General features: G+C 44.3%; 14 protein-coding genes. 9 read left to right on the plus strand and 5 right to left on the minus strand.

Features of this window, described 5'->3' with window-relative positions:
* Positions 1-51 precede the first annotated feature (51 nt).
* Positions 52-774: a hypothetical protein gene (locus tag ACMCM8_RS03550; protein WP_412725528.1), complete on the minus strand. Its 723-nt coding sequence runs from the start codon at positions 772-774 to the stop codon at positions 52-54.
* A 78-nt stretch (positions 775-852) separates the two neighbouring features.
* Positions 853-1,677, minus strand: a complete 825-nt coding sequence (locus ACMCM8_RS18155; RefSeq protein ID WP_432759736.1) for a hypothetical protein — start codon at positions 1,675-1,677, stop codon at positions 853-855.
* A 496-nt stretch (positions 1,678-2,173) separates the two neighbouring features.
* Here ACMCM8_RS18155 and ACMCM8_RS03555 point away from each other — a divergent pair, with 496 nt between their 5' ends.
* Both ACMCM8_RS03555 and ACMCM8_RS03560 read left to right on the plus strand, forming a co-directional pair.
* A complete protein-coding gene (locus ACMCM8_RS03555) occupies positions 2,174-4,276 on the plus strand; it encodes a TonB-dependent receptor (protein ID WP_412725530.1) in 2,103 nt (700 codons plus the stop codon).
* 56 nt (positions 4,277-4,332) lie between these two features.
* Complete coding sequence (locus ACMCM8_RS03560; RefSeq protein ID WP_412725532.1) at positions 4,333-5,388, plus strand: PepSY-associated TM helix domain-containing protein; 1,056 nt, start codon at positions 4,333-4,335, stop codon at positions 5,386-5,388.
* Positions 5,389-5,795: 407 nt separating this feature from the next.
* Here the strand turns inward: ACMCM8_RS03560 and ACMCM8_RS03565 are convergent, their stop codons facing one another.
* Together ACMCM8_RS03565 and ACMCM8_RS03570 are read right to left on the minus strand one after the other, a co-directional pair.
* Complete coding sequence (locus ACMCM8_RS03565; protein ID WP_412725534.1) at positions 5,796-8,369, minus strand: serine hydrolase; 2,574 nt, start codon at positions 8,367-8,369, stop codon at positions 5,796-5,798.
* Between the two features lie 126 nt (positions 8,370-8,495).
* Positions 8,496-8,609 carry a hypothetical protein gene (locus ACMCM8_RS03570; protein ID WP_412727606.1) on the minus strand — a complete coding sequence of 38 codons (114 nt, stop codon included), beginning with the start codon at positions 8,607-8,609 and terminating at the stop codon, positions 8,496-8,498.
* A 354-nt stretch (positions 8,610-8,963) separates the two neighbouring features.
* On the opposite strand from ACMCM8_RS03570, the gene ACMCM8_RS03575 reads away from it, so the two are divergent.
* Both ACMCM8_RS03575 and ACMCM8_RS03580 read left to right on the plus strand, forming a co-directional pair.
* Entirely contained in the window at positions 8,964-10,652 is a 1,689-nt protein-coding gene (locus ACMCM8_RS03575; protein ID WP_412725536.1) for a response regulator, read from the plus strand.
* Positions 10,653-10,716: 64 nt separating this feature from the next.
* Entirely contained in the window at positions 10,717-11,886 is a 1,170-nt protein-coding gene (locus ACMCM8_RS03580) for a lipid-transfer protein (RefSeq protein WP_412725538.1), read from the plus strand.
* Between the two features lie 134 nt (positions 11,887-12,020).
* Here the strand turns inward: ACMCM8_RS03580 and ACMCM8_RS03585 are convergent, their stop codons facing one another.
* Positions 12,021-13,037 carry a helix-turn-helix domain-containing protein gene (locus ACMCM8_RS03585; RefSeq protein WP_412725540.1) on the minus strand — a complete coding sequence of 339 codons (1,017 nt, stop codon included), beginning with the start codon at positions 13,035-13,037 and terminating at the stop codon, positions 12,021-12,023.
* Positions 13,038-13,155: 118 nt separating this feature from the next.
* Here ACMCM8_RS03585 and ACMCM8_RS03590 point away from each other — a divergent pair, with 118 nt between their 5' ends.
* The 5 genes from ACMCM8_RS03590 (at position 13,156) to efpL (ending at position 22,464) form a co-directional block, all read left to right on the plus strand.
* Positions 13,156-14,892, plus strand: a complete 1,737-nt coding sequence (locus ACMCM8_RS03590) for an N-acyl-D-amino-acid deacylase family protein (RefSeq protein ID WP_412725542.1) — start codon at positions 13,156-13,158, stop codon at positions 14,890-14,892.
* 137 nt (positions 14,893-15,029) lie between these two features.
* Positions 15,030-16,952: an extracellular catalytic domain type 1 short-chain-length polyhydroxyalkanoate depolymerase gene (locus ACMCM8_RS03595; protein WP_412725544.1), complete on the plus strand. Its 1,923-nt coding sequence runs from the start codon at positions 15,030-15,032 to the stop codon at positions 16,950-16,952.
* Between the two features lie 169 nt (positions 16,953-17,121).
* The gene (locus tag ACMCM8_RS03600) at positions 17,122-18,003 is read left to right on the plus strand and encodes an ABC transporter ATP-binding protein (RefSeq protein WP_412725546.1); all 882 of its coding nucleotides are present in this window, start codon (positions 17,122-17,124) and stop codon (positions 18,001-18,003) included.
* A gap of 11 nt (positions 18,004-18,014) precedes the next feature.
* Positions 18,015-21,572, plus strand: coding sequence for an ABC transporter permease/M1 family aminopeptidase (locus ACMCM8_RS03605; protein ID WP_412725548.1), 3,558 nt, complete (start codon positions 18,015-18,017; stop codon positions 21,570-21,572).
* Between the two features lie 325 nt (positions 21,573-21,897).
* The gene (gene efpL / locus ACMCM8_RS03610; RefSeq protein WP_412725550.1) at positions 21,898-22,464 is read left to right on the plus strand and encodes an elongation factor P-like protein EfpL; all 567 of its coding nucleotides are present in this window, start codon (positions 21,898-21,900) and stop codon (positions 22,462-22,464) included.
* Positions 22,465-22,563 lie beyond the last annotated feature (99 nt).

A 22,563-nucleotide genomic window follows, 5' to 3' on the forward strand; every position in this document is an offset into this window, starting at 1 on the left:
AGCCCACGTGTATGCGTCCCAGCGAACGAAGTGAGCGACAATAGCGTATTGTTAGCCACCCACACACCTTACTCTGATAAGAGAACCATCTCTCTTGAGAAGCTGGCTTCCATGATCTGTATTTATCAGAAGATCACCACTCAACAGCTTGAGGCTGGATTTTGGTGCTCCGATTAAGCCATGGAGTTTTGATATTTCTGGTTGCCCTTGAACAAAGTGTACGAGGTAAATCGTGCCGCTATTGCTCATCATATGGCTTAAGCCTTCTGTTACCACATACCCAAAACTGAATTTATATATGTCCTCAACATTCATATCTTTGAGGATGTTAACTTTCCCACTTCTGTTTACAAAAACTAACTCGCCTCCAAACTCACCTCTCGAATCTCCAGCCAGAAAACCATGCGGAGTTTCAAAAACAACTGGCGCAACAATGTCGTGTGTTGTTATGTGATTTTTCGCTGACTGATATTTTTCTCTGTAGTATTTCATTCTGTAAACAACTTTGGCTCCGAGTCGGCTTGCTAGTTCTTTGTTCAAGCTCAGTTCAATTGGCCTTTCATGCATTTTAAACTGTTTGTGGAATTCTAATAGCTGGTCATCTGAAACCTTTTCTATAGTGACTCTGGCCCTTACTTTGTCCTTGAAATAACTTTTCTCAGGCTCTAGTTGGATTGCTGTGCTCTCGTCAAAATCTGGGCACTGAATTTCCTCATAATAAGAATTCGGATGAGCATAAAATGTCATTAGAAAAAGAAGTGATAAAAGTCTCATAGTGATCCAGTGGCAAACGGTTAAGCTAACGGGCGCACGCTTTTTGTGCGTCCGTTGTTGAGCGCATTGTTAGGTACTTTATTCATTTTCACTCCATTCTAGTGAGCTTTCGTTTTTTAGGTAATGAGCTGCTTTGAATCTTTTTAAATATGGTTTTTGCAATACACCATTCATCATACCCCAAAACCATGTTTCCTTTGTTTTATTGTCAATTTCACTAGGGAAGTTATAAGTAAAATGAAACTCACTCTTTCTGATACCTAACTCTTGAAATGACAAATATAGATAATCATAGATAGCCCAACGAAGATTATTTAACAACTCAGTAATCCAAGAACAGTAGTAAATAAAATAGTTACTATTGAGATGCTCGCAAAAATAATCAATGGTAAAAGGGATAGATTCCAAGCTTACTACATAGCCATTATCACCTAGCATCTTGTGAATGGACTTTGATACACCGGTAAGCCTAGATAAATTGTGCTTGGAATAATTGCCTGAGACATGGAGAAGTTCTAGCCTTGAAACATTTAACTTAGCATTAATATCAAGGTCTGGAAGCCAAAAAGTCATAGGAGTTCTATAGTTAAGCCATTCAGTTAGTGAATTTACTGCTCTTTTTAGATTTTCTACGCTATTTTCACGATTGAAACATGCAGTTTCACAAGCATGCCGTAATACATCCAAACATGAGCCTTTAACGCCTGTTAAGCTTTTATCACTGGACTCTTTTACAAAATCAAGAGCCCGTAATAGGAATAGCTCTCTATGGACAGAATCGTGGAAATACACTTCGTATTCACCTGGATGTCGTGCTACTTCGCGTAGTTCTACGAGCGAATGATTTACAATATTATTGAGTGCATCAATACAAATACTAAGGCCAATAGATTCTTTCTCCATAGTGTGCATTGATGTGTACCTAACATTTACATGAAGCGGACCCTAAGAATCGCTTATTAATTTTTATCATATCGGGCTATCACCCGCTATCCTCTGCTGTGACTGCGCTGGAGTCACTTTTACTATTTTGCGAACCTATTTATATGCGAACAACACTTCGCATACAAATATATCACTATTGGCATAGTATAGCTTTAAGCAGCTTAGTCATACACTTAGGCGTTCGCAAAACTGGTGAGTGAAAATTAAAGCGAATACATGAAATGACTGTCGGGCCGAACGGCAGCTCCACGTACACAAGGGACTGTCAAATATGATTACACTCCGTCATCAAAATTTTCAGATACAGTACTTTTCTATAAAGGGCAATATCCACTTTTTAGACAAACAACCTATTACGTCTGTTTATTCCAGATACATCGTGTTATTTTATTGGTAATGGTTATCATTTGTATTTTTAGTATTTTTATTGCTTTCTCAACGAGGATATTTCCAAATGTCGTTCCCGTTATCAAAATTGTGTTTTGCGTTAACTGCCGCTCAATTGCTGGTTGTTCCAGCTTTTGCTGATATCGATGAAGTTGAAACCGTCGTAGTTACCGCATCCAGAATGGAAAAACCGCTAAGCCAAATCCCCAATACCATTACCGTGATTGACCAGCAACAGCTTGCACAACAGCTAGCGGTACAACAGGATATATCCACCGTTTTAGGCAATTTAGTACCCAGCTTTTCACCTAGCCGTCAGAAAATGACCAGCGCAGGTGAAAGTTTACGTGGTAGAAAACCCCTGTACCTGATTGATGGTATTCCACAATCCAACCCACTGCGCAGTGGCGGTCGTGATGGCCATACTATTGATCCTTTCATACTAGAACGCGTTGAAGTGCTGCATGGCGCCAATGCTATTCATGGACTAGGTGCCGCAGGCGGTATTATTAACTTGATCACCAAAAAACCGGGCGACGGTCTTGAACAAAAAATTCGTTTCGATACCAGCTTTCAAACTGACGAGTTATCAGAAAGTGCCTTTGGCATTAATTACGCGTTAGCCAATCGTTTTGAAAACAGCGATGTTTTGGCCGCAGTGACTTACCGCACAACAGGCATGGCATACGATGCCAACGGAAATTTGATTGGGGTGGACAATACCCAGGGTGACACGATGGATGCCACCAGCTTTGATGGCTTTATCAAAGCGGGGTATGACTGGGACAGACAGCGTGTAGAAGTCATGTTTAACCGGTATCAGGTGGAAGGCAAAAATGATTGGATATCAGTTGCAGGTGATGTAGATGCTGATATTTCCAGCAGTGCCCAAAAAGGCTCCCCCGATGGAGAAGCGGCACAAAATAAAGTCACAACAATGAGTGTAAGTTACAGTCATCAAGACTTTTTTAGTCAGCAGTTATCCGTTCAGCTTTTCCGCCAGGATTTTGCGGGAACTTATGGTGCTGAAGCAACACCGCTTAGAACCTTTCAGGACCCTGCTTATGGCCCTGATTTAATTGACCAGTCGCAAAATAATTCGGAAAAAACCGGGGTTAAAATCACGTTGGTCAATAAAGACCTGCTAGGGTTACCTGTTGATTTGATTTATGGTTTGGATTTATTACAAGATGAAACTTGGCAAGCACTTATCCAAACTGGGCGTGCCTGGGTACCTCCTACAAAATATCGCAACTTTGCGCCATACGCCCAAATCGAATATGCGGGCGACACAGCATTATCGGTCACCGCAGGTATTCGTTACGAAAAATCAAAATTGCAGGTGGATGATTTCACCACTTTAGCTTCTTATGGTAATCAGTTTGTGGAAGGAGGGGATCCGGAATTTTCCAAAACCTTGTTTAATTTAGGCGGCACGTACAAACTTACACAAGCTTGGCGTGTGTTTGCCAATTATTCTGAGGCTTTCTCAATGCCGGACGTCGGCCGCGTGCTACGAGGTATCAATGTACCAGACCAAAGTGTGGCTACCTTCCTGGATTTAAAGCCCATCCTCACTGAAAATAACGAATTAGGCCTGGAATATGCCGGGGATGTGTTGCGAGCGCAATTGGCTTATTACACATCGGATTCTGATTTTGGCCAACGTTTGCAACGTAACGACGACGGCGTTTACAGCGTAAAGCGTGAGAAAACGGAAGTAGATGGCATAGAATTCAGTCTGAACTGGCTTGCTACCGATTCAGACACGTTTGGTATTCGTTTGGCAAGCTCTGATGGACGTTACGATTCTGATCAAGATGGTTCAGTTGACAGCGATTTAGGTGGTTCGAATATTGCTCCAAATCGTATTAATGTAAGTTGGGATCGTGCCTGGACAGATACCATCAGCACCCGTTTACAAGTAAATCACTTACAAGATCGCGATCAAAAAGATGCCAGCGACAATATAGTCAATCAGTTTGACGGATACACCACTGCGGACTTTAGCGCCAATATTGAAGCATTTGATGGCGTGATTACACTGGGTATTCAGAATCTGACTGATACCGATTATTATACCTACTATTCACAATCCAATCCGAATGATAAACGTAACTTTAAGGGCATGGGGCGCAGTTTTTCAGCCTCATTCTTGTTAAGTTTTTAATCTTCAACAGGTGTTCTGCTAAAAGTGGAGCACCTGATTAACCACATTTGGCCTAAATGAAACGAACCGAATTTTTTCGCCTCCGCTTCTGGCATCGCTGGCTGGGACTAGTAGCCATACTACCTTTAATAACGGCGGCGTTAAGCGGTACGTTACTTGTGTACAAAAAGCCCCTGATTCGGCTGTTGGTGACTCACAATGCCGAACTACCAGCCAACTTTTCACAGCGCAATCTACTCACCCAGATAGATCACATCGAACTAATATTAGCTGAGCGAGGCGCAGTAAGAGCGAAAGCTCCAAATAAACGAGAACCCTACTGGACAATCACCAGTGCCGATGAACAACATTTACTGTTGGCGGTTAACGATTTAACCCCTTATAGGTCTAACCTGTGGTTGTTGGACGCTTTCAGCTTTGTTCATCATTTACACACCAAATTGCTGCTGGAGAAAACCGGCCAGCGCATTCTACTCATATCTGGCATTTTTGCTATCGTTCTGCTGATCAGTGGCGTTGTTTTATGGTGGCCGGGTCGCAAAGGTTTCCGCTGGAAGTTTGTAAAACCCTGGCCATTTAAATTACGCAGTGTGCTCCAGTTACACCGCCATAGTGGTATTGTTGTTTTTCCGGTTGTACTGATAATTGCTCTTACGGGCAGTATTATGCTGTGGCAAAAACTGGTCAATCCGCTGTTAAACCCCATTGCAATGCAACAGGTAGACAAAGGTCGCAAAACCACGCCCGTTCCTACTTCAGCATCAAGGGCATTGACCGCGGCGCAGCAACAAATTCCGGATGGAAAGCTTACTTATATTCGATTTCCCAATGACAAAAATGACTTTTACCGTTTTCGTTTCCGCCTGCCGAATGAATGGCATTCCAATGGCAGAACCTCAGTAAATGTATATGCCAGGTCCAATCGCATAGAAGTCACCCCTCGTTCAGATGCCGTCCCTTGGCAGTATAATCTGATAAATCAGTTGTACCCTCTGCACAGTGGTTATGGCTTAAACGGGTTGTATCAATTGTTGATTTTGTTGGGTGGTATCAGCTTGGCTTGGCTAGGGTTCACAGGGTTAGTAAGTTATGGGCGTCAAAAAATGCGGTAATCCTCTTACTGCCCGTTTTGGAGCATCAAGCTGAGTGCTTTACAAATGCTAACCCTCTTGTAGCATCAGCGCGCTAGATGCAAACCTCATGCTTGAATGAAGCCCAATTTACTCCAATAAGAACGCTGAAATCATTTGTATTAAACATAGTTTCACTCCCAACAGTTAACGTGTTGGATATATCAGCTTAGTCTTTCAAAGAAAACATAGCGGCTATTCTATATGCAACCCCTGAAAATTCTTTTAAGACTAAGCGCACTCAGAACATCGAAAAAAGCAGTAAACATCGAATGTTGTTGTCTGAGATTCGTATGAACCGAGCACATAGCCTAAAACAAAATTGTCGTTTATAGGCAGGGAGTGACTATAGTTTGTTTATATCAGACCACCTGTTCGGTCCAGAGCAACTACTCTTTCCTAACACCCCGTATGTTATTATCCATCACAAGCATTTTAGCAAAACCGCCTTCGCTTTCAGTATCGCTCTCAAAACGAATACTACTGCCGTTCTTAGCGAAAAATCGTCCTTCACCCTCATGAAAATACCTTTCATTCTCTACATAAGGTAAGGCATTCAGCACGAAGCCATCTGGACTTTCTTCTAGCACTACATCAACATTAACAGGGTTGGTCACCACATAGGTTCCAATGTATTTATTTAATTCTTTTTGGGTAATAGGTACTAATGTTTTAATTTCAGGCTCTGAGTAGCCTACGTCTAATGCTTCTTTTAAGCGAATTTCGAGCTCTCTTATTAACTGCATACCATTGTTGCCGTTCGTCATAATGGCGTAGCCGTTACCGGTGTCTAACTCAATGTATAACTGAGACATAAAGCCTGCATCTGCGCCGCCGTGACCAAAGCCCAGAATTTTTCCGTTGTCGTCCATATTGATGAAAAAGCCTATACCAACATTCGGTGCTTCATTGGTTGGTGTATTGTTGGTTAACATTTCCTGTGCACTCGCTTGCGATAGCCAGTCGGTTTTTTGCCCTAAATACGCACTTCGTACACCGCTTGCCATTTTCAAGATGTCTGATGGCGTGCTCCACATGCCAGCTGCTGCAAGTGTGGCGTAGGTATGCGCACCACCTTTAATTGGGGCGCCGTCGCCGTCATAAGGCGTAGCCATATTGTTTGATAAGTTAGACGATATGGGTTGCTCGAAGCCAGAACGCATCATACCTAAAGGCGTAAATAAAAGCCGTTGCGCCATGGTCGGCAAGGGTTCGTTAGCCACATCTTGTAAGGTAAGCTGTGCCAATGTAGTGCCACCACCTGAATAACGCATCTGCGTGCCCGGTTGAATGTCCACAACAACGGCGTCGGTATTGGCAGGTGCCACACCCTCTAACACTTGTTGCAAGATAGGCACAGGTTCGCCAGCCGCGTAACCAGGAAAGCCATGTACTGTGGTGCCAGCGGTGTGGCTTAATAGTCGGCGTAACGACACCTCTTCTTGCCCAGTCCATTCATGTTCAGGCAACTGCCAGCTGGTGAGTAAGTTATTTACGTCTGTATCTAAATCTAAAGGGTTGTCTTTACGGTATTTCATTATTACAGCTGCAAATGCCGGTTTAGAAATACTGCCCGCCTGAAAGACCGTGTTTTCATCAACAACCAATCCAGTAGTTACATCTTTAACGCCACTTTGCATGGTCCATGCTATTTGCCCATTTCTCATAAACGCGACTGACACCCCAGGCACATCATAATGCGCCTGTCTTTGTTCCAAAGACTGAAAGTCTTCTTCTTGCCCTTCAATACGAATGCGTTCTGCTAGCCCGGTTTTTAAAAGGTCGGCTTCTTTTAATTCTTCACCTTCCTCAATCTTCTTCCGCAAATTAGCCAACCGCGTTTTATAAGCACCATTTTCAACATTTTCTTCATAGCTCATTGCTAGCGCTTTCTCTCTCATTGTAAGCGCCATGGCTAAATCGCCTTTAGCTTCATAGCCATCTGCCAAGCTGTCGTAGGCATCAGATTTGTTAGGGAAGCTAGCTACATTTTTCTTAAAAATCGCGATGGCAGATTCGAAGTCTTGTTTTTTTAGCGCTGCATAGCCAGCGTGGTTTACTGCTTTATATTCTGGCTTAGCTTGAAAGCCGTATTTTTCCGAAAGGTCTTTATAGTATTGCTCTAACGCAGGAATACCTTCTTGTATTAGCGCACCTGTTGGGCGTAGTGAATTAAGCTGTTTTTGAAGGGCTAAGCTCATACCTGCAAGCGCAGTAGTATTGTGGCTTTCTGATGTATCTAGTTCGGTATCAAAGGTAAATCCTTTTCTTACACTGCTTTTTAGTAGTTCAGCGTAACGTTCGTATGCGCTCAGCATGTTTCCACCTTCGTTACCCATATTGATATAAAGGTATTTGTTAAGGTCGCTACCTGACGCAAAAAACGCTTTTGCTTCTGAAAATATCACTTCTTCGTGCCACCACAGGCTTGGACTAAATGCGAAGTATGCTTGAAATAGTTCAGACCTTTCATGCAGAGCGTACACGCTAAAAAGGGCGCTTAACGAGTGCCCAGCAAGAATTGCGTAGTTGTTGGTGCGATAGTTCGATGTTACAAACGGCTTTAGCTCTTTTTCAAGAAAGTCTAAAAAGTTGTCTGCACCACCTGATATTCCCCACTGGTTGTAGCTTTCATCATAAGTAGGCGTGAAGTCGCGAGTACGCTCGGTGTTGGTAATACCGATAACAATCATCTCTTGTGCCATACCAGATTGATTGAGTAGATCGAGCGTGCCGACGGTATGCGCAAAGTTGCGCTGACCATCTAGCAAATATAAAACAGGGTAGGTGGTGTTGTTATAGTGGGAATAATTATTGGGTAAATGAATAAGCAGTTCTCGCGACTCACCCAAAACCTCTGACTTTATTGCTGTAACTTTTGCTTCGCCACGTACTTTGGCATTTACGTGAAAGCTAGCGCTTAATACAACACTTATAAAAACACAGGCAAGTTTTAAGTACATTTGAAATTCCATTTTCGCAGCTGCTCAATACAAGTCAAAGCAACATAAGTTTTTATAATCAAAGTAATTTAAGCTGTCATAGAAACCCTACTTTGTCAAAATCCATCCCCTTTAACTATTTTTCTCCTAACTTCGCTTTCGCCTTTGAATAGGCGAACAACCTTCTCTGGAGCGAAATGCGCGTGAAAAATTGCTGACATCGGTATAGCCCAGCAGGGAAGACAGCAACGTAATATCAATCTGACTGGATTCTAAATACTATTTAGCTTTGCTTATTCAAACCTCTGTAATCACTCATTTTAATATCAGAATCAGGCAAAAAATTCTTATGAGAGTTTAGTCTGCTATTTAACATGCTTTTATCAATTCGCCATGCCGTTACTGGATGGTTTTGGATACGCAGTAGTGCCAATGATATGGTATTCACTCCGTGAAAATCTTTTTTGCAAAAACGGCAAGTATGTATAACCTAGATTGAACGAACGAGTTACAATAATGGATGCAAATATAAGGTGTTTGTGTCGTGCAGTTTTTAAAATTATTTTCAATTTAATAGCTGTTGTAACCAAGGAAAGAAACAATAAGTGACTATAGATGTTGGAAAAAATTCCTGCTCCTACTCCTCGAGAAAATTTACGAGCCCTCATTATTGACAGCCAGAATCTGGTTCATAGTGTTATTAAGCCCGCGTTACACTCCCTGGGCGTTTCATACGTAACCAGTGCTTTCAACGAGTTTCATGCTAAACGTCTTTATCACGCAAGGCATTACGACATCGTGTTTTTGTCTTTCAACGTTAGCCAAGATAGGGATGGATTTCATTTATTCGAAGAGCTCAAATATTTAAATTTTATAAAAAGCACAACCACCGTTGTTTTTTTAAGTGCCGAAACATCCAGTGAATTGGTCAATTGCGTGGTCGAACTCCAGCCCGATGACTTTTGGGTAAAACCACTTAAGCGCTCTTTAATTCAAAATCGCCTAAACTATTTATTACAGATCAAGTTCAAACTTCACAAAATGCTCTATTGCATGCAAGCAAACGAGTACTCAAGTGCAATGTATTACGCTGAACGCCAATTGAAGGACGCTTCACTTAAAGAATATCACCCCAAAATAAGACGGCTAATTGGCGATTGCCTCATCAAACTTCAAGATTATGAAGGCGCACAACGCTATTTCGAGACACTGTCATCCACAATGAAGCAAGGTTGGGTAAGTATAGGCTTGGCGAATTCGTTACTGCTGCAAGATAAGTTAGAAGAAGCACAAGATCTGATTGATAAACTCGTTGCTCGCCGTGATACCCGCTTTCTTACCTACGACTTGCTCGCGCAATACTTCATAGAGAAAGGAAAGTTTGATTTAGCCTATGAACAAACTAGGCAAGCAAGCAAACTGGCCCCGAGAAACATAGAGCGCAATAAGCGCTTGTGGGAATTGGCTCGGTTAAACCACGACAACCTCGGTCAATTAACCGCGGTAAAGAGTATGGAAAAAAACGCCAAAAACTCTATTCATGATTCACCGCAGTTAACGCTTAATGTCATCCGCACAACTATTGATGTAGCCACAACGTCTGCCGATGAAGAGGCTGAACAGTATATCAGAGCAGCAGAGCATGAAATTGAAAAACTGGCGCTGCAACCTGAACTGCAGAAAAGCTTTGATGAACAGCTATCAATATTGAAAGCACGTATTTTATGCTGCAATGGTAAGAAGAATGTCGCCGAAGCACTGGTTAAAGATTGTTCTACAGACACTCTCGACTATACGCTTGAAGACAATCTCGACAAAATGAAGGCATTTCATGAACTTGGTATGCGAGAAAAGGCAAAGAGTGTATTAAAGGGATTAAAAGCACAACTCGAATCTGATTCGTTTAGATCTATAGTGGTTAGCAAATATTTGGAGGAAGAGTCACACCAGCGCGAGGAAATTCGCTTTACTCCGAAGGAACTGAAGGGCATGGCTGCCACTAACTATAAGAAAAGTCGCTTAATGCCTACTTTTACAAACTTACTCCAGGCTTTTACTCTTTCTCCACGCGATAAGCAGGTCGCATTTAATTTGTTAAAAGTGATAGTGGAGTTGAAAGAGCGCGATGAGCTTGAAGATAATCACGTTGAAGCCATTGATAAAGTGGTGAAGGTGCTGGTTAATGAGTCGCTAACGAAATTGCAAAGGCAGCGTCTTGAACAGTACGCGGAAAAACTCGATGTTAACCTTCACGCCGAAAAATACGAAATAGCCTCGGGCGTTTTTAATAGAAAAAGTGGGTAAGCTATTACAATACCAACTCATTTATAGTTTTTAGAAAAAGAATCAGTAAGAAAATAGGTAAAGAATGAAAAACGTTATAGTTGCCGGCGTTGGAATGACCAAGTTTTGTAAACCAGGTCTGCATGAGCCCTACCGAGTTATGGCTTCAAAAGCCATTAAAGACGCAATAGCCGATGCTGGTATAAACGTCAGCCAAATAGAGCAAGGATATGCATCATATATCTACGGAGATAGTACCTGTGGCCAGCATGCGTTTTATGATGTAGCTCAAAGTGGAATACCAATAATTAATGTGAATAATAACTGTTCAAGTGGTTCTACAGCGCTGTATGTCGCAAGACAAGCTATCTTATCCGGTGAAGTGGAGTGCGCTGTCGTTTTTGGTTTTGAAGAAATGCAACCTGGAGCACTCGGCTCTCATTGGGAAGACAGAGAAAGTCCATTTGATAGAGCAAACTTGGTTTATGATAAATTTGATATTCCAAATGCGCCTATTGCATTACGCGCGTTTGGCGCGGCTGGCAAACACTACATGGAAAAATATAATGTCTCTCGCGATATCTTTGCAAAAGTAGCCGTTAAATCAAGATCCCACGCAATTAACAACCCACTATCACTGTTTACCAAATCAATCACCGTTGAAGAAGTACTTAATGACAAAGTCATTTTTGATGAGTACATGACGCGGACTATGGCTTGCCCTCCTACTTGCGGAGCAGCGGCTGCCATTTTATGTAGCGAAAACTTTGCCCAAAAATATAGTGTGAAAAATGGGGTAAAAATATTGGGGCAAGCGATGGCGACAGATACGCAAGAGTCGTGGAAAGATCCTATATTCTCAGTCGGCGCAGGAATGACCGCAAACGCCGCCGAAAAGGCATTCAATATTGCTGGCATTTCACCTCAAGATATTGATGTAATTGAATTACACGATTGTTTTACCACAAATGAAGTGATCAGTTATGAGGCTTTAGGGTTATGTAAAGAAGGAGAGGCTGTGAAGCTGATCTCTGACAATGATCATACCTATGGCGGTAAATTTGTGATTGGGCCCTCTGGGGGGCTGATGTCAAAGGGGCATCCAATTGGTGCTACAGGTATAGCACAATGCGCCGAGCTTTCATGGCATTTAAGAGGTCAAGCGGGTAAAAGGCAAGTAGAAGGTGCCAGATTAGGGTTACAGCATAATGTTGGTTTAGGTGGCGCTGTTGTGGTGACCATATATGGAAATTAAACGTAAGCGTCTAGAGCCTGCTGATTTACGCTTGCTCCAAAACAACGGATAGAAAAAACAATATCACCGGTATTCCCCGTGCCCACGGGGATATTCCCACTTTTTTAAAACAGGTTTAAAGTGAATTCCCCCTTTTAATTACTCTTCTCCCAACTCCGTTTTCGCCATTGCATGGGCGAACAACCTTCGCTGGTGCGAAACGCCCGTGAAAAATTACTCACATCGGTATAGCCAAGCAGGGAAGACAGCAACGTAATATCAATCTGACTGGATGCCAAATACCATTTTGCTTTGTTTATCCGAACATCGTGTAATAACTGGCGAAAGGTAAGCCCCTGCAGTGCCAACTGGCGTTGTAAGGTGCGTCGGCTGACATTGAGGATTTGTGCAATGTTGTCAATGTTCGCTAGCTGCGAGCCCATTGATTGTTGCAATAAAGAGGATACACGTTCATCGATAGGTTGATGATAGTCCCCGCGAAGCGTGTCTAAATATTCCAATTGCCTGGCTTTAATGGTGCGGTCTTCTTGGTGGATTGGCAGGTCTAACGCATTGCCCGACAATACCAACGCGTCGCGTTCAGTATTAAACATCACATCAATACCTAACAGCGCAGAATAGCGTTTTATGTCTGTTGTATTGTTATGGCTAAACTCCAGTCTTAACGGGGCGAAATGTCGCCCGAAAAAAGCGCGACACAGATGAAAACACGCACTCATTGCCAGTTCCCTTATTTGCTGCGTGTTGTTTTGCTGCGTGAAATTGTCAAACCGTTGAATGACCACTAAGTTGGGGTATTCCAAGTAGTCCCAATACTCAGACTGGTTGTGATAGGCCATGTAAGACTGGAGCAGTTGTATTGCTTTACGCGCGGTGTCGCAATTTTCAATTAATACGCCTAGCGCGCCAAGCATGTTGAAATTTTGCATGGCACCTAATCTCAACCCGAACAATGGGCAATTCAGGGTTTCGGCACACGTATTTAGTAAATTGGCGACAAGGTTAACTTCAACTGTTTGGCGCTCGCTGGTAAGTGCTGATAACTCAAGGTGGTAGCGCGCCAACAATGCTGTGGGGTCGCCGCCTAACGACAGCACTAATTGTTCAAAGCCGAACAATGAGCTGGTGCGAATTAAATAGGAATGCTGCAAGTTGAAAAACCTCGCCCAGTAAAAATGTCACAATGGCACGAAATGACAAGTAAGTCTTCCTTTGCGTTGGCATTATTTACACTTCATTAACCTAAAACGTTGTTGTGGATGACCTATCGTGAAATATGACGTTGTGATTAACCAGGGCAGGTACTTTGACGGTACGGGCAAGCCATCAGCCATTATGTCAGTGGCGATAAAAGACGGTCGAATTGCCAAGGTATCGCCTACCACCTTTGACGCCCACCACGCCGACCAAATCATCGATGCCGAAGGCATGTGGATAACGCCTGGGTTTTTAGACACCCACACGCACTACGACGCTGAACTGTTAGTGAGTCCAAGTTTGTCAGAGTCGGTGAGGCATGGTGTAACAACAGTGATGGTGGGAAGCTGTTCGTTGAGTATGGTGTGCAGCCAAAGCGAAGATGCGTCAGACATTTTTACCCGTGTTGAAACCGTACCAAGAGAAAAGGTCCTGCCAATTTTACAGCGTACGAAAAACTGGTCGACACCCACACAATGGGTGGAACACGTATCAAACCTTCCGCTTGGGCCCAATGTCATTAGTATGCTGGGTCACAGTGATTTAAGAACCAGTGTAATGGGGCTGTCTCGCGCCACTGACAAAGCGGTCATGCCCAGTGAAGATGAACTTACTCAAATGGAAGCGGTGCTTGAGGAAGCGTTGCAGCAAGGTTTTGTTGGCCTATCCACCATGTGTTTGAAGTGGGATAAGGTAGACGGTGATCGCGAATGGTCAAAAAGCCTACCCAGTACCTATGCCCACTGGTCGGAAATTGCACGTTTAAACCAACTAGTACGGCGTTATGATCGCGTACACCAAGGTGCGCCCGATGCCTCTGCGCCGTTGCAAATTACCCAGTATATGCGCGAATGTATCGGGTGGTTTCGTCGCCCGCTTAAAACCACGTTGATCAGCCAAATGGACTTAAAGGGCAGCGTGTATTTACGCATACTCACCAAGTTGGCGTCTAAAATTACCAACTTGTGCAGAGGCGATTTTCGCTGGCAGTTGCTTCCCACGCCATTTACCGTTTATGCCGATGGCATTGACGTGGTGTTCTTTGAAGAATTTGGTGCAGGGGAAATGGCACTCGATCTCAAAGATGCCGTTGCGCGCAATGCGTTGTTAAAAGACGAGCAATATCGCCGCGAATTTCGTGCTTTTTACGGCGAAAAGCTAAGCCCGCGGGTATGGCAACGGGATTTCTCTGACGCTGTAATTTTAGAATGTCCGGATGCTTCTATAATTGGCAAAAATTTTGCTCAAGTAGCGCAGCAACGGGGCATCCATATAGTCGACTTGTTTCTTGATTTGGTAGTGGAATACGGCACTAAACTGCGGTGGTTTACCACCATTGCCAATCATCGTGAACATGTCTTAAGAAAAATGGTGCAAGATCCCAAAGCACTCATTACCTTCAGCGATGCAGGTGCACACATTCGCAATATGGCCTTTTACAATTTGCCTCTGAGGTTTCTAAAGTTAGTCAAGGAGTCGGCAGAGAAGGCTAGTCCAATCATGACTATCGAGCAAGCCATTTGGCGCGTAACGGGCGACCAAGCTGACTGGTTTGGAATAGACGCCGGAAAGATCCGTGAAGGCGACCGTGCCGATGTGGTTGTGATCGATCCCACCAAGCTTGATCAAAATTTGAATCAAGTATCTTGGGCAGAAATGCAAAATTTTGATTTAAGGCGTTTAGTAAATCGCAACCCAGGGATTGTTAAACACGTTTTCATCAACGGTCAACAAGCCGTTAATAACGAACAAATCAGCGCGGACTTAGGCCACAAAAAGGGCTTTGGGACATTTTTACCCACACGTTAGGAATTAACTAAAGCCAATAAAAATCAACAGCTACGAATTTTTACCCTTCAACCCTCTGTACGAAAGTTCTACATCTATTTGTTAATGGAATGTAAATAATGCTTGGGATTTGTACGACTTGATATAAACGAGAGGGCATGATGATGGGATTGGGTAAAGGTTTTAGGTTAACGCTTTTCGCAGGCAATAGTGTGCTGGCTTGCATAGTGTGTTTATTTACTTCGCTTGGGGCAAATGCAGGTAGCTGGCAACAGAATGTGGCAATGGGAGGGTTTAACAATGTACACATTTATACACCAGATACGCAGTCGCCAATCGGGCAAGGCCGCGCACTGTTAGTGGTGCTGCACGGATGCACTCAGTCGATAAATGCATACTTAACTGCCAATTTGGAAGAGGCCGCAGAGAATTACGGTATGGTGATTGCCGTACCCGATGCAATGAATAAAGCCGGGTTTAGTTGCTGGTCTTATTGGCAGGGCGTTAAATCTCGCACTGCCGGTGACTATGCCAACTTAGTGTCGCTGGCAAACTCACTTAGCGCCAATAGCAACTACGGCATTGATGCTGACCAAGTGTACATTGCAGGGTTGTCATCGGGCGCGGCGTTTGCCAATACCACTGCCTGTTTGGCACCTGATGTTTTTGCCGGCATGGGAATAAGCGCCGGACCTAGCATAGGCACAAGCTCAAGCGGTGCAATAGGCAGTTGTGAGTACGCCGATGTCACCACACGCTGTCAACAATACGCAGGTAGTTACAGTGCATCGTTTGATGATCAGATTACTTCTATTGCCCATGGTGATGCAGATACCACGGTAGATACGTGTTACAACCGGCAAAATGCTGAAGGCATGGCGGGCGTATACGGCGTTTCTGAAGAGCCTGGCACTACTATTATTGGCTCAGGAAGTCGTACCGCTGAAGAAATTCTCTGGCAAGACGGGCGCGTTTCTATGCTTTGGCTAAACGGTGTCGATCACGCATGGTCGGGTGGTGCTGGCGCAAGTGGCTCATACATCAATGGCAGTGGGGTCAATTATGCGAATTATCTGGGGCAGTTTTTTGTTGATAATAATAAACGGGTCGATCGCAATCAGCCTCCCGAGCTAAGTGGTGTAACGGTGCAATCTTCTAATGGACAGTTAATTGTTCAGGGCAGCGCGGTTGATCAAGAGGGCAGTGTTGATCAAATCAATGTGCTTATAAGTGACAATGCGGGTAGTACTTTCCAGTATTCAACAATCACGCAACCTGATGATACTTTTTCAATTACCAGTGCCGTACTTGCTGATGCACTGTATGTGGTGTCGGTGACGGCAGTAGACAATGCCGCCGCGGTATCCGCTGAAACAATACTGACAGCACGCGTTGGACCTCCACCGCCACCCATTGCTCCGGTGTTATCTAATGTTATCGCCACTGTGTCTGGGCAATGCGCGACGGTTTCGGGGGATGTTTACGATGACAATGAAGACCTTGCTAATGTTATTGTGAGCTATTCAACGGGCGATGTAACAGCAACCCTGGATGGCTTATCTTTTACGGCTAGCGCTTGTGACCTGCCAGGCGGTCAGCAGAGCATTGTGATAACGGCTAATGATGCGGGTGGGCTGTCGACTAATACCCAGATTAGTGTGGTGATAGATGCCGGGGTTACTGCCACGTTGTCTGAACATATTTCGGCAGGCCGTTTGGACTATACCGCCTACGCTACCTGCTATTTAGAATATTCCACCAACGCATTTAAACTGACTGAAACAGTGCAAACTGACGGCAATTGTACTTGGCAAGACGACGATGGATCGTGTAACGGACCTGCACAAGTGTGTAGTAGCGGAGGTGGCAACAGCGGCGGCGATAACCCCACCACCTGCGTCGAATTTACAACCAGTAACTACTACCACAAAGTAGCTGGCAGGGCTTACAGTACCGGAAATGTGTTTGCGCCTGACTATTTCGCCAATGGTTCGGATAACGCCATGCCCGGCTCTACCTGGGGGACCAATACTCTGTACTCCAACGACGATACCCTATGGAGTGTAGGAAGCTGCCCATAGTAATAGTCATAAGAACCGCTAAAAAATGGGTCAGATCACATTCCAGCAATAAAATACTCTGACCCTTTTTTCCGAGTAGGTTTAGTACTTTGTTACAAGTTTCCCATTAACAAATTAAGCAATGATGCGTAGTGTGGAATTTGAATAATAAAAAACCGAAGGAATGATCATGCTCAATATTAGCGGCCTTACTAAAACCTATCCAAATGGGGTGAAAGCCCTAAACGGTATTAACCTAACCATTCCCAAAGGCATGTTTGGGTTATTGGGCCCCAACGGTGCTGGAAAATCATCTTTGATGAGAACCATTGCAACCCTGCAAACACCTGACACCGGTACCATTCAGTTTAACGATATTGATGTATTAGCCGATCCTAATGGGTTACGTCAGCGCCTTGGTTACCTACCACAGGATTTCGGTGTCTATCCGCGCATTAGCGCCGAAAAATTGCTCGACCATCTTGCGGTACTAAAAGGAATAGACAGTAAGTCAGAGCGCAAAGACGCGGTTGAAAGCTTATTGGTTCACACTAACTTGTGGCAACACCGAGATAAGGCTGTGAGTGGCTATTCGGGTGGTATGCGCCAGCGTTTTGGTATTGCTCAGGCGCTACTGGGTGATCCCGATCTCATTATTGTTGATGAGCCTACTGCGGGGCTCGATCCTGAAGAACGTAATCGTTTCCACAATTTACTGGTAAGTTTGGGTGAAGAGAAGGTCATTATACTGTCGACACACATTGTTGATGATGTGTCAGAACTTTGCCCGAAAATGGCAGTTTTGGGGCAGGGACAAATTTTACTAGAAGGTAATCCAATTACGCTGACAAGCGAGCTAAAAGGGCGAATTTGGCGCAAACAGGTCAGTCAGGAAGAATATCGGGAAGTTGAGCAACACCTCGACATTATTTCGGCGCGACTCATTGCGGGTAAGCACGTCATCCACGTAATGGCAGACACGCCGCCAGAAGGGTTCGAACAAGCACCGGCTAACCTTGAAGACGTGTATTTCTCTACGCTGCATAACAGCCGCGCTGCAACTGCCGCGTAAGGAGAGCTACGATGTTTTTAAATAGCCTGACTTTTGAATGGCGATACTACCTTCGCCAGCCGTCTTTTTACGTCACCATGCTGGCGTTTTTCATGCTGCCCTTTTTGGCAACAACTACCGACAATGTTCGCATTGGTGGCGGTGGTAATGTACTTTACAACGGCTCGTATGCCATCACGCAAACCACGCTCATCATGGGTATTTTTGCATTATTCCTGTTAGTTAATTTTGTTTCCGGCACGGCCACACGTAATCACTCCAGTAACATGGGTGAACTGATATATACTCGGCCTATTACACCGCTGTCGTACCATTTAGGGCGCTTTTGTGGTGCTTACTTAGTCAGCATTTGCGTATTTGCTATGGTGCCAATTGCAATATTATTAGGTTCGCTAATGCCCTGGGTTGATCAGGAGCGATTAGGCCCAACAAATTTAAACTTTTATTTAACTACCTTTTTCTACTTCTCAGTGCCAAGTTTACTGGCGCTAGGCATGATATTTTATGCTATCGCTCAGCGCCTTCGCTCAATGATGGCGGCGTATCTGGTGGCAATGGGGATCTTCATTTTTTATGTGATTAGTGGGGTAATAACCTCCGAGCCAGAATATCGCACTATTGGTGCGTTGCTCGACCCCTTCGGCCTACGCACCTATGCCGAGGTTACGCGTTATTGGACCGTGTTTGATAAGAATACGGCCATTGTGTCGTTAGACGGCGTGTTATTGCAAAACCGTTTAATCTGGCTTGGTGTAGGCGCATTGATTTTGGCTACCATTGGCAACATCTACCACATGCATTGGCAGCAGAAAGCCCGCAAAGAAAAACCGACCAAAGCTTCAAAAACTGCGCCACCAAAAAAATTAAATCTGACCATAAAATCTCATGTTGGCAGCCAATTTAGTAAATTGCTAACCCGTATTGGTTTTGAAATGCGGCAGGTGTTGTTCAGTCCTGCGCTTGTAGTGCTGATGATATTTACGTTTTTCAACCTTTCAGCTGTTTACTTCATACCTATCGGCGGCATTTACGGTACACCCGATTGGCCGCTAACTTACAAGATGGTCGAGTTTATTCGCGAAAGTTACGGGCTGATGATGATCATTGTCATCACGTACTACAGCGGTGAAATTGTGTGGCGAGAGCGCGGCTCGGGTATGGGTGATATCATCGACTCTACGCCCGCGTTTAACCTGGTTTTTTGGGTATCAAAGCTATTAGCTATGTGGGCAGTAACGGCCTTGCTATTTGCTATCGGCATAGCCTTTACGGTTATTTTTCAGCTCTCACAGGGCTACTTTGATTTTGACTTCGGCACCTATTTTATCGGGATTTATTTTGTATCCTGGCTTCCATGGGCTTTGTTGGCTGTACTGGCATTTTTTATTCAGGTGTTAAGTCCGAATAAATTTGTCGGCATGCTGCTGTTTGTTGCTTACTTCATTGTCAGTCTGGTGTTTGCAGAGCTTGGCCTTGAGCACCACATGTGGAGCTTCGGTGACGCGCCACAAGTATTGTATTCTGACTTGAATGGCTGGGGTTGGTTCTTAGCTCCATATGCTTGGTATATGCTTTACTGGAGCGCACTATCGCTGGCGCTTTTCACTGTTGGCTATGCCATGTGGCAGCGTGGGCCGGAAGTGTCGCTGAAGCACCGTTTCAAGTTGCTGGGCTATCAGTTAGGTACGTCTGGAAAAACCTTGCTGGCAGCAAGTCTACTCGTTTTTGTACTGACTGGAGGGTATATTCACTATAACACCAAGGTTGTGAATACTTTCCTTACGCAGGACGAAGGGTTCGAGTTACAAGCAGAATACGAACGTCAATTCAGCCAGTACGAGGATGACTTCATACCGGTGATAACCCGCGTTAATGCCAATGTTGACATTTACCCCAAAGCCCGGCGTATTGAAGCATCAGTCGACATTACGGTAAGCAATCCATTTGATGCACCAATAACACGCTCGTTAATTTCCGTACCGCAATTTACCACTGAATGGAATGTAGTGATCCCGGGGGCTCAAATCACCGAACGTTTTGAGGATCTCTCTGCAGCTTGGATGACGTTTGACCAACCGCTGATGCCGGGTGAAACGCGAAATGGTACGATCACTTTAGTGCGTGCACACAAGGGGTTTAAAGACACCAATTTCGATCTTCAGGTCGCGGAAAACGGGACGTTTATTAATAATTACTCGTTGTTTCCCTCTTTCGGGTTTAATACGCAATACGTTATTGCAGACAGACATGAGCGACGTAAACGCGATCTACCAGAACGCCCTCGGGCAAATAAACTGGAAGACACGTCGCGCTATACGGAAAGTGGTTTTGGTAAAGGGGTCACTTTTATCGATTTTGAAACTACCGTGTCTACAAGCAGTGATCAAATTGCTATTGCGCCAGGCTACCTACAACGAGAGTGGCAGCAAAATGGACGTAACTATTTTCACTACAAAATGGATGCGCCAATGATGAATTTCTTCTCGTACCTCTCGGCGCGCCACGACGTTAAGAAAGACGAACACAATGGTGTCAATATCGAGGTGTATTACCACCCAGAGCACAACTGGAACGTGGATGTAATGGTGCAAAGTGTGAAAGATTCACTGGATTATTTCACCGAGGCCTTTGGTCCATATCAGCACCGCCAGATGCGCATTATCGAATTTCCAGGTTATCGCTCGTTTGCACAAAGCTTTGCGAATACTGTGCCTTACTCAGAGGAAATTGGGTTTATTGCCGATCTGCGCGACCCAGAAGATATAGACTATGTGTACTATGTCACAGCGCACGAGGTTGCTCACCAATGGTGGGGGCATCAGGTTGGTGCGGCAGATGTGCAGGGACAGTCCATTATTATCGAGAGTCTGTCTCAATACAGTGCCATTATGGTATTGCGTGAACGATTTGGCGAAGAAAAGATGCGCCGTTTTCTTAAATACGAACTGGATCGTTATCTGCGAGAACGCGGTAGTGAGTTAATTGAGGAAATGCCGTTTATGCGCAGTGAAAACCAGCAATATATTCACTACCGCAAGGGCTCGGTCGTCATGATGGCAATTTTAGACCGTTTAGGCGAAGCACGTGTTAACACTGCACTTAAAAACTTCTTGGAAAAGTACCAGTACAGTTACAACCCGTACCCGACTACGCTCGATTTACAAGCCGCACTAAACGCCCAGGCTACTGAAGAAGAGCAACGATTTATTGCGGATTTGTTTGAGCGCATCACGCTTTATGACTTGAAAATGGTATCGGCACAAGCTGAACAAACCCAAGACGGCGAATTTGAAGTGACCATGACAGTGTCGGCTGCAAAATATGAAGCTGACGGTGCGGGGCGTGAAACGGAAAGTAGCATTGATGAGTATATCGATATTGCGCTGTTTAGCGGTGACCCGGAGGATTTGTCGGACAACACTACGGTGCTTTACAACCAGAAACACAAGCTCATCAGCGGGGAAAATACCATTACGGTTACAGTAAAAGAAAAACCTGCCTATGTGGGGGTTGACCCATTCGTCAAAATGATCGACAGGGACAGCGGTGATAATGTAATTCAACTTTAAACTATGGGGTCAGAGTACTTTTTAGAGCAATGTTCTCTGAACATAGTTGAAGGGGATAGTGTTTGTGGGGATCCCACGAATTTAATTACCTACATCGCCGAGCGAATCTCGTTTGCTAAAAAGCCGCACTACTTTAGTGCGGCTTTCTATTTTTCACCGTAAATCGGAACTACACAAAATTACCGCGTCTCCTTTATTGGTCGACTTGAAGACGCTTTGCGGCAATAATGAAACGGAAAACATTAATAAAGCTACGCCAGAGGAATAAAAAGAGCCTGTAAACTCTGCCTTCATTTCCTTTGGCGAAATCATCAGGAAAGTGAGCATGCCAAAGGCAAGTGAAATAAAAAAGAACAACACCATCGTATTTAACGGTAAAACCTGCATCGTTCGGGATATCGAACGTTCGGTACCTCAAGGGCGTGCTGGTGGCAGTATTTATCGCATGCGGATGTACGATGTGGTTAGCGGAGCTAAATTTGACGAAACGTTTAAAGACTCCGATATGCTGGATATGGCCGATTTGGTACGCCGCCCTGCGACTTTTTCTTACATGGACGGTGATGAATATGTGTTTCTTGATAACGAAGATTATTCACCCTACCACCTGAATAAAGACGCAATCGCAGAAGAAGCACTGCTGTTCAATGAAGACACCGATGGAATTCAGGTGTTAATTGTCAGTGAGCAGCCTGTTGCGCTTGATTTGCCTACCAGTGTTGCATTGGAAGTGGTAGAAACGGATCCCTCCATCAAAGGGGCGTCTGCGACATCTCGTACCAAACCCGCTACTTTATCAACCGGCTTGGTCGTACAGGTGCCAGAATACATCTCTACTGGCGAGAAGATACGAATAAATACCGAAGAGCGCAAATTTCAAAGCCGAGCTTAAAAGTAATTTCAGTTAGTGTAATGAAATAGCCCATGAGCCGATTCCGGCAGCGTTTTTAGCGCTGCCGTTTCAGTTGGGTAGTGTTCATTGAGAAAATAA

It is taken from the genome of Alteromonas sp. D210916BOD_24, from assembly GCF_047159385.1.
Lineage (GTDB): Bacteria > Pseudomonadota > Gammaproteobacteria > Enterobacterales > Alteromonadaceae > Alteromonas.

Bases quoted from the DNA above. Each gene is read 5' to 3' on its own strand.
- ACMCM8_RS03565 (WP_412725534.1), bottom strand. From the start codon at position 8,369: ATGTACTTAAAACTTGCCTGTGTTTTTATAAGTGTTGTATTAAGCGCT.
- ACMCM8_RS03560 (WP_412725532.1), top strand. From the start codon at position 4,333: ATGAAACGAACCGAATTTTTTCGCCTCCGCTTCTGGCATCGCTGGCTG.
- ACMCM8_RS18155 (WP_432759736.1), bottom strand. From the start codon at position 1,677: ATGGAGAAAGAATCTATTGGCCTTAGTATTTGTATTGATGCACTCAAT.
- efpL (WP_412725550.1), top strand. From the start codon at position 21,898: ATGCCAAAGGCAAGTGAAATAAAAAAGAACAACACCATCGTATTTAAC.
- ACMCM8_RS03600 (WP_412725546.1), top strand. From the start codon at position 17,122: ATGCTCAATATTAGCGGCCTTACTAAAACCTATCCAAATGGGGTGAAA.
- ACMCM8_RS03550 (WP_412725528.1), bottom strand. From the start codon at position 774: ATGAGACTTTTATCACTTCTTTTTCTAATGACATTTTATGCTCATCCG.
- ACMCM8_RS03580 (WP_412725538.1), top strand. From the start codon at position 10,717: ATGAAAAACGTTATAGTTGCCGGCGTTGGAATGACCAAGTTTTGTAAA.
- ACMCM8_RS03575 (WP_412725536.1), top strand. From the start codon at position 8,964: ATGTTGGAAAAAATTCCTGCTCCTACTCCTCGAGAAAATTTACGAGCC.
- ACMCM8_RS03555 (WP_412725530.1), top strand. From the start codon at position 2,174: ATGTCGTTCCCGTTATCAAAATTGTGTTTTGCGTTAACTGCCGCTCAA.
- ACMCM8_RS03605 (WP_412725548.1), top strand. From the start codon at position 18,015: ATGTTTTTAAATAGCCTGACTTTTGAATGGCGATACTACCTTCGCCAG.
- ACMCM8_RS03595 (WP_412725544.1), top strand. From the start codon at position 15,030: ATGATGATGGGATTGGGTAAAGGTTTTAGGTTAACGCTTTTCGCAGGC.